At 69.4% G+C, this 7,378-nt stretch carries 10 protein-coding genes and 1 riboswitch; all 10 genes read left to right on the forward strand.

Features of this window, described 5'->3' with window-relative positions; all coding sequences use genetic code 11:
* Positions 1-44: 44 nt before the first annotated feature.
* Complete coding sequence (gene folE, locus AC07ZS_RS21475) at positions 45-776, forward strand: GTP cyclohydrolase I (protein ID WP_494800561.1); 732 nt, start codon at positions 45-47, stop codon at positions 774-776.
* Between the two features lie 8 nt (positions 777-784).
* Positions 785-1,210: a BLUF domain-containing protein gene (locus tag AC07ZS_RS21480; RefSeq protein ID WP_494800562.1), complete on the forward strand. Its 426-nt coding sequence runs from the start codon at positions 785-787 to the stop codon at positions 1,208-1,210.
* A gap of 72 nt (positions 1,211-1,282) precedes the next feature.
* Positions 1,283-2,164, forward strand: coding sequence for an EamA family transporter (locus AC07ZS_RS21485; protein WP_494800563.1), 882 nt, complete (start codon positions 1,283-1,285; stop codon positions 2,162-2,164).
* 5 nt (positions 2,165-2,169) lie between these two features.
* Entirely contained in the window at positions 2,170-3,015 is an 846-nt protein-coding gene (locus tag AC07ZS_RS21490) for a DUF429 domain-containing protein (RefSeq protein WP_494800564.1), read from the forward strand.
* 77 nt (positions 3,016-3,092) lie between these two features.
* Positions 3,093-3,262: riboswitch (FMN riboswitch) on the forward strand.
* Positions 3,263-3,351: 89 nt separating this feature from the next.
* Positions 3,352-3,864: a 6,7-dimethyl-8-ribityllumazine synthase gene (locus AC07ZS_RS21495; protein WP_494800565.1), complete on the forward strand. Its 513-nt coding sequence runs from the start codon at positions 3,352-3,354 to the stop codon at positions 3,862-3,864.
* 50 nt (positions 3,865-3,914) lie between these two features.
* The gene (locus tag AC07ZS_RS21500; RefSeq protein WP_494800566.1) at positions 3,915-4,742 is read left to right on the forward strand and encodes a helix-turn-helix domain-containing protein; all 828 of its coding nucleotides are present in this window, start codon (positions 3,915-3,917) and stop codon (positions 4,740-4,742) included.
* Positions 4,743-4,822: 80 nt separating this feature from the next.
* Positions 4,823-5,281, forward strand: a complete 459-nt coding sequence (locus AC07ZS_RS21505) for a VOC family protein (RefSeq protein WP_494800567.1) — start codon at positions 4,823-4,825, stop codon at positions 5,279-5,281.
* Between the two features lie 70 nt (positions 5,282-5,351).
* Complete coding sequence (locus tag AC07ZS_RS21510) at positions 5,352-6,440, forward strand: MBL fold metallo-hydrolase (protein WP_494800568.1); 1,089 nt, start codon at positions 5,352-5,354, stop codon at positions 6,438-6,440.
* 63 nt (positions 6,441-6,503) lie between these two features.
* Positions 6,504-6,917, forward strand: coding sequence for a hypothetical protein (locus AC07ZS_RS21515; RefSeq protein WP_494800569.1), 414 nt, complete (start codon positions 6,504-6,506; stop codon positions 6,915-6,917).
* Positions 6,914-7,378, forward strand: a 465-nt coding sequence (locus AC07ZS_RS21520) for a preprotein translocase subunit YajC (protein ID WP_494800570.1), incomplete at its 3' end; no start/stop codon positions are given. The genes AC07ZS_RS21515 and AC07ZS_RS21520, both read left to right, overlap by 4 nt.

Consider the following 7,378-nt stretch of genomic DNA (forward strand, 5'->3'; position numbering starts at 1 on the left):
CCCAGGCCGGGTACCCCCGGGAGGACCGGTGTTAGCATGCCCCAATGCTGACGAAAACCGCATCCGACATGACCCCCGCAGCTCCCCCAGACGACGAAGGCGTGCCCGTTTCCGTCAAGATCCGTGAGCGCGTGAAGGCCGCGCGCCAGCGCTTCCACTCCAACGACAACATCGCCGAGTTCATCCAGCCCGGCGAGCTGGAGAAGCTGCTCGACGAAGTGACCGAGAAGATGCAGGGCGTGCTCGATGCCATGGTCATCGACACCGAGAACGACCACAACACCGGCGACACCGCGCGCCGCGTCGCCAAGATGTACCTCAAGGAGGTGTTCAACGGCCGCTACGTCAAGGCCCCGAGCATCACCGAGTTCCCCAACGCCGAGCACCTCAACGAGCTGATGATCGTCGGCCCGATCACCGTGCGCAGCGCCTGCAGCCACCACTTCTGCCCGGTCATCGGCAAGATCTGGATCGGCGTGATGCCCAACGAGCACACCAACGTGATCGGCCTGTCCAAGTACGCTCGCCTGGCCGAATGGATCATGGGCCGCCCGCAGATCCAGGAAGAGGCCGTGGTGCAGCTGGCCGACCTGATCCAGGAAAAGACCCAGCCCGACGGCCTGGCGCTGGTGATGGAAGCCAGCCACTACTGCATGGCCTGGCGCGGCGTGAAGGACATGAACAGCAAGATGATCAACTCGGTCATGCGCGGCGTGTTCCTCAAGGACCCCAACCTGCGCCGCGAATTCCTCTCGCTCATCCCCCGTCAATCCTGAGGCCCATCATGCTGGTACGCCTGCTCTACGTCAGCCGCGCTGTCGACAAGGACTGCGCCAAAGCCATCGAATCCATCCTGGAGTCGTCGCGCTCGCACAACCTGGGCAACGGCATCACCGGCGTGCTCTGCTACGGCGGCGGCGTGTTCCTGCAGGCCATCGAGGGCGGCCGCAACGCGGTGAACGGCCTCTACAGCCACATCGTGGCCGACCCGCGCCACACCGACGTCGTGCTGCTGCACTACGAAGAGATCACGGAGCGCCGCTTCGGCGGCTGGACCATGGGCCAGGTCAACCTCTCCAAGCTCAACACCTCCATCGTGCTGAAGTACTCCGAGCGCCCCGAGTTCGATCCTTACGCCGTCTCGGGCCAGGTGTCGCTGGCGTTGCTCGAAGAGCTGATGGCCACGGCCAGCATCATCGGTCGGGCCTGATCCGCTCCTGGGGCTTGAAGCCGCAGCCAGCCCGCCGGGCGCTGCGGCTTTCGCTTGTTTGAAACCACCACCATGTCGCTGAACGCGTTCTGTCTCATCGTGCTGGCCGGCCTGATCCACGCCGGCTGGAACATCGTCGCCAAGAAGGCCGCGGGCGACGCGCGCTTCGCCTTCTTCAACGCCTTTCTGATGATGCTGGTCTGGGCGCCCCTGGGCTGGTGGCTGGGCCGCGAGGAGGTGCCGCGCTGGGGTGCGACCGAATGGGGTTTCGTGGTCGCCAGCGGCGTGCTGCATGTCTTCTACTACGTGATCCTGCTGCGCGGCTACCGCAAGGCGGATCTCACCGTGGTCTACCCGATGGCGCGCGGCTCGGGGCCGTTGCTGTCCTCTTTGGTGGCCATCGTGTTCCTCGGCGAGCGCATTTCGGCCCTGGGTGCCGTGGGCATTGCAGGCGTGGTGGGCGGGGTGTTCCTGATCGCCGGCGGCCCGGGCCTGCTGCGCGCCGCGCACGACCCGGTGGCCCGCCGCCGCGTGCACAAGGGCATGGTCTACGGCGTGCTCACGGGGGTCTTCATCGCGGCCTACACGGTGGTGGACGGCTACGCGGTCAAGGTGCTGCTGATGTCGCCCATCCTGATCGATTACATGGGCAATTTCGTGCGCCTGGGCCTGCTCGCCCCCGCCGTGCTGCGCGACATCCCCACCGCCCGGCAGCTGTGGCGCGTGCAGTGGCGCTACGCGCTGCTGGTGGCGGTGGTCAGCCCCATCGCCTATGTGCTGGTGCTGTACGCCATGCGCGAGGCGCCGCTGTCGCACGTGGCGCCGGCGCGCGAGGTGTCCATGCTGTTCGCGGCGCTGATCGGCGGCCACCTGCTGGGCGAGGGCGACCGCGCGGCGCGCATCCTCGGTGCCCTGTGCATCGCGGCCGGCGTGACCGCACTGGCCCTGGGCTGAGGCGCATGAGCGACGCCGTGGGCTTCCAGCTGCTGGGCTGCGACTTCAGCAGCGCACCGAGCCGGCGCAAACCCATCACGTTGGCCGTGGGGCGGGCCGACCGCGGCCGCGTGGTGCTCGACGGCGTCGAGCACTTCGAGACCCTCGACGCCTGGAGCCAGCGTCTGGCAGCACCCGGGCGCTGGGTGGGCGGCTTCGATCTGCCGTTCGGCCTGCCGCGCGAACTGATCACCACGCTGGGCTGGCCGACCGATTGGGCGGCCTGCATGGCGCACTACGAGGGCCTGAGCCGCGAGGCGATCCGCGAGGCCTTCGCCGCTTTCTGCGATGCGCGGCCGGTGGGCGGCAAGTTCGCGCACCGCGCCACCGACGGGCCGGCCGGCTCCAGCCCGAGCATGAAATGGGTCAACCCGCCGGTGGCCTTCATGCTGCACGCGGGCGTGCCGCGCCTGATCGCCGCCGGGGTCACCCTGCCGGGTCTGCACGAGGGCGACGGCAACCGCGTGGGGCTGGAGGCCTACCCGGGTCTGCTCGCGCGCAGCGTGCTGGGCACGGTCTCGTACAAGAGCGACGACAAGGCCAAGCAGACACCCGAGCGCCTGATCGCGCGCAAAACGCTCATCAACGCGCTGGAGAACGGCCAGGCCCCGCTGCTGCAGGCCGTGGGCCTGCGCCTGCGGCTCACGCATGCCCAGCGCGACGCACTGGCCGACGACGCGAGCGGCGACCGTCTGGACGCCGTGCTCTGCCTGCTGCAGGCGGCCTGGGCCGAGCAGCAGCACCGCGCCGGCGTGCCGCGCTGGGGGCTGCCGGTGTTCGACCCGCTCGAAGGCTGGATCGTCACCGCCTGAAGGGGCATGTACCCGCGCGACAGCGCGGGATTTCGACCCTGTCTAGAATCCGTCGGGTCCGGCCCCGTGCCGGACACAAGCGTTCTCAGGGCGGGGTGAAACTCCCCACCGGCGGTGATGGCGGCGTGGCAACACGACCGCACGAGTGCCGCGAGCGCCCACGCGCCGGCCCGCCCGGCGCATGGGGTCAGCAGACCCGGTGAGATCCCGGGACCGACGGTCACAGTCCGGATGAAAGAGAGCGCGAGCCAGGCACTCCCGTGCGCGCCTTGCGCGCGCGGTGGTGCGTGCGCTTGTGCGCCCTGATTTGTTGGCCCCTCCTTTTCTGAGGACACCATGAATCAGACCGAGTCTTCCCACCACCTCCACCTGCCTGCCGGCCTGCGCTTCGCGTTCGTCGAGGCGTCCTGGCACGCCGACATCGTGCACCAGGCGCGCGATGCCTTCTTCGCCGAAATGGCGCAGGGCGGCTTCGGCGCCGACGCCATCGACGTGTTCGACGTGCCCGGCGCCTTCGAGATCCCGCTGCACGCCCAGCGCCTGGCCCGGTCCGGCCGCTACGCCGCCGTCGTCGGCAGCGCACTGGTGGTCGACGGCGGCATCTACCGCCACGACTTCGTTTCGCAGACCGTGGTGCAGGCGCTCATGGACGTGCAGCTCGACACCGGCGTGCCGATGATCTCGGCCGTGCTCACGCCGCACCACTTCCACGAACACGCCGAGCACCGCAAGTACTTCCTGCGTCATTTCGCCGTCAAGGGCACCGAGGCCGCGCAGGCCTGCCTGCAGACCGTGGCCGGCCTGCGCCGCCTGGACGCGCTGCTGAGCCCGACCGCCGTCGCCGGCTGAGCCTGGCGCCTTGAGCGCGCGGGGGCGATGGGGTACAACCGCCGTTCACCATGTCGCTCCAACGCCTGCCGTCGCCCGCCTTGCGCCCTTTCGTGGTGCAGGTCTGGGCGAGCGACGACCCGGGCGGCGCGCGCTACGACACCCCGTGGCGCGAGCACGCCTTGCCCTCCGGGGCCATGCACCTGGTCATCCGGCTGTCCGACCACCCGCTGCGCATCGCCGACGCCGGGAGCGGGCAGGGTGCGCAGCCGGTGGCTTCGGCGCTGGTGGGTGGCATGCGCTCGCGGTTCTACCTGCGGGAGCTGCAGGCCCCGTCCTGTTCCGTGGGTGCGGTGTTGCGGCCTGGTGCGGCCGAATGCCTGTTCGGCGGGGTGACAGCCGACGAGCTGGCCGAGCGCCACACCCCGCTGGACGCCCTCTGGGGTGCGGCGGCGCACCGGCTGCGCGAGCGGCTGTTGGCCCTGCGCACGCCGCAAGACCGGTTGGCCGTGTTCGAGGCCGCGCTCGCGGCGCGCCTGCCCCACGTGCACGGCCTGCATCCCGCTGTGGCCGGCGCGCTGGCGCAGTTCCAGGGTGGGGTGTCGGTGGCGACCGCGGTGCGTGACAGCGGTTTCAGCCACCGCCGTTTCCTGGCGCTGTTCCGGCAGGGCGTGGGCCTGGCACCCAAGACCTACCTGCGCGTGCTGCGTTTCCAGCGGGTGTTGCCGATCCTGCGCTTGGAGCCTGCGTTGCCCCTGGCGGCGCTTGCCGCGGACCTGGGTTACAGCGACCAGTCGCATTTCAACCGCGAGTTCCTGGCCTTCAGCGGCGTCACGCCGCTCGCTTACCGTGTGCGCATGGGGGCCGACACGAACCACCTGCCGATGGGTGGCGGCTGAGGTCAATTTTTTTCTATACGGCCGCGTGAGGCCCGCGGAAGATGCGGTCCCTGTCCCTTCCTGTCCAGCGAGGTGAAGCCATGAAGATCGAAGAAGTGTTCGCCTACCTTTGCGTATCCGACGCGAAGGCCGCCATCGCGTTCTACGGGAACGCCTTCGGCGCCACCGAGAAGTTCCGCCTCACCGAACCGAGTGGCCGCGTTGGCCACGCCGAGATGGCCTTCGGCCCGATGACCGTCATGCTCAGCGACGAGTACCCGGAGTACGGCATCCGATCGGCCACGGCCATCGGCGCCACGCCGGTGTCCATCCACCTGCACGTGGACAACGCCGACCGCATGATCGAGCAGGCCCTGAAGGCCGGGGCCACGCTGGAGCGCGAGGCGCAGGACGCGTTCTATGGCGAACGCTCCGGCGTGGTGCGCGACCCCTTTGGCCATCGCTGGCTGATCGGCCACGCCATCGAGGACGTGTCCACGGACGAGATGCAGCGCCGCTACACGGCGCTGATGAACACCGACGACACGGCGCGAGATTGAAACCGGGCGGCCTCGACACCGCCCCGCAAGGCGGGCACCATGCGCGGGTTCCATCCACGCCAAGCCCACCATGAACCCGTTGCCGCACCTTGCCGCTGTCTTTTGTCTGCTGATGGCCTCTGTCGGCCTGTTCGCCGGTTGCGCCGCCAGCGATTCCGTCCGCCCGGCCTCGGCCCAGCGCGGCGAAGATGGGCTCTTTCGCAATGCGCCCGACCCGAGCACCCGGCCCACCGAGGGCGCCTGGAAGATCTGGAGCCGCTTCCTGTTCGAGACCCCGGTGGGCGCCGTCCCGCTGGACCCGATCCCCGTGCGCCGCCTGGACCGGGCCACGCTCGACGCGCTGGACCCGGTGGCCAACCACATCGTGCGCCTGGGCCATTCGTCGCACCTGCTCAAGTTGCAGGGCCGCTACTGGCTGATCGATCCGGTGTTCAGCGAGCGAGCGTCTCCGGTGCAGTGGCTCGGCCCGAAGCGGTTCCACGCGCCGCCGCTGTCGCTGGACGAGTTGCCGCCGATCGACGGGTTGATCCTCTCGCACGACCACTACGACCACCTGGATCAGGCCACCATCGAGGCCCTGCGCGAGCGCGTGCAACGCTACTTCGTGCCGCTGGGTGTGCGCGAGCGCCTGCAGGGCATGGGCGTGGACCCCCAGCGCGTGCAGGAATTCGACTGGTGGCAGGAGACCCGGCACGCGGGCGTGCAACTCACCGCCACACCGGCCCACCACTTCTCGGGGCGCACGCTCTGGGACCGCAACAGCACGCTGTGGGCCTCGTGGTTCATCCAGAGTGGCCAGGAGCGCATCTTCTTCAGCGGCGACTCGGGCTACTTCGCGGGCTTCAAGGCGATTGCCGAGCGCCTGGGCCCCATCGACATCGCCCTGCTGGAGAACGGTGCCTACGACAGCTACTGGCCCTCCGCCCACATGTCGCCCGAAGAAACCGTGCAGGCGTTCAAGGACTTGCGGGCGAAGCAGCTGTACCTGGTGCACAACAGCACCTTCAACCTGGGTTTTCACACTTGGCACGACCCCATGGACCGCGTGGCCGATATCGCCGAACGCGAAGGCCTGCCTCTGGCCACGCCGGAGATCGGCGAGGTGCTGACGCTGGGCCGTCCGCGCCAGAACCAGCGCTGGTGGAAAGGCCTGCGCTGACGTGTCCGCCCCCATCGAGCGCCCGAGCCGGTAAGCTGTCCTCCGTGTTTCAGGAGGACTCCCATGTACCCTTGGCTCTTTCTGTGGGCGCCGCAGCTGCAGCTGCCCTTCAGCGGCGATGTGGCGCAACGCATCGAACCGCGCACCCAGTGGTTTTTTGACGGCATCGACACCGCCTCGGGTGATCCGGTGATCGAACGCAAGGCCTTCGAGGTGGCGACCTACGGGCGTCAGCTCGGGTTGATCACCGAGCTGCTGCTCGACATGGCGGCTCAGACCCCGCCGCGCACCCCGGCCGGCCGCCAGGCGCGCCAGCGGCTGCAGAAGATTCAGGCCGAGATCGAGCGCATCAAGACCGAGGATGCGGCGGCCCAGGTGGCGATGGTGGAGGCCGGCCTGCGCCGCCTCAGGACCCGCCACCGGCCCGAGTACGAAGCCCTGCGCGCGCGCCTGCAGCAGGCCCTGGACGCGCCTTGAACCTGACCGACATGGGCGCGTTGCCGCTCACCCTGCTGGCCTCGCTGGCCGTGGCCATCGTGCTGCTGGTCGTGCGCGTGCTCGTGATGCAACGGGTGCAGCAGCGCCGCCAGCGCGAGAACCGCCAGGAAACCGAGCGCTTGAAATCACTGGTGGCGGCGTACCGCGCGCTGGCGGGGTCGTTCTCGCCGGCCACGGTCGAGCACGCGACGCAGATGGAGGAAACGCTGGCCGAGATCGTGCTGTTCGGCTCGCTGCCTCAGGTCGAATTGGCGGCGGCCTGCGCCACCGCGCTCAAGCGCGGCGAATCGCCCGACTTCCAGCCCCTGGTCGAAGCCTTGCGGTCCGACCTGCGCCGCCAGCTCGGGCTCGAGCCCATCCCGATCACCCTGCTGTTGCCGACCTCGGGGCCGGGCCGCGCAGCACCTCGCGGGCGGGGCGACGGTGAAGGGGGCGGCGGC

Source organism: Hydrogenophaga sp. GW456-12-10-14-TSB4, from assembly GCF_059424305.1.

Bases quoted from the DNA above. Each gene is read 5' to 3' on its own strand.
- AC07ZS_RS21500 (WP_494800566.1), top strand. From the start codon at position 3,915: ATGTCGCTCCAACGCCTGCCGTCGCCCGCCTTGCGCCCTTTCGTGGTG.
- AC07ZS_RS21510 (WP_494800568.1), top strand. From the start codon at position 5,352: ATGAACCCGTTGCCGCACCTTGCCGCTGTCTTTTGTCTGCTGATGGCC.
- AC07ZS_RS21495 (WP_494800565.1), top strand. From the start codon at position 3,352: ATGAATCAGACCGAGTCTTCCCACCACCTCCACCTGCCTGCCGGCCTG.
- AC07ZS_RS21480 (WP_494800562.1), top strand. From the start codon at position 785: ATGCTGGTACGCCTGCTCTACGTCAGCCGCGCTGTCGACAAGGACTGC.
- AC07ZS_RS21505 (WP_494800567.1), top strand. From the start codon at position 4,823: ATGAAGATCGAAGAAGTGTTCGCCTACCTTTGCGTATCCGACGCGAAG.
- AC07ZS_RS21485 (WP_494800563.1), top strand. From the start codon at position 1,283: ATGTCGCTGAACGCGTTCTGTCTCATCGTGCTGGCCGGCCTGATCCAC.
- folE (WP_494800561.1), top strand. From the start codon at position 45: ATGCTGACGAAAACCGCATCCGACATGACCCCCGCAGCTCCCCCAGAC.
- AC07ZS_RS21490 (WP_494800564.1), top strand. From the start codon at position 2,170: ATGAGCGACGCCGTGGGCTTCCAGCTGCTGGGCTGCGACTTCAGCAGC.
- AC07ZS_RS21515 (WP_494800569.1), top strand. From the start codon at position 6,504: ATGTACCCTTGGCTCTTTCTGTGGGCGCCGCAGCTGCAGCTGCCCTTC.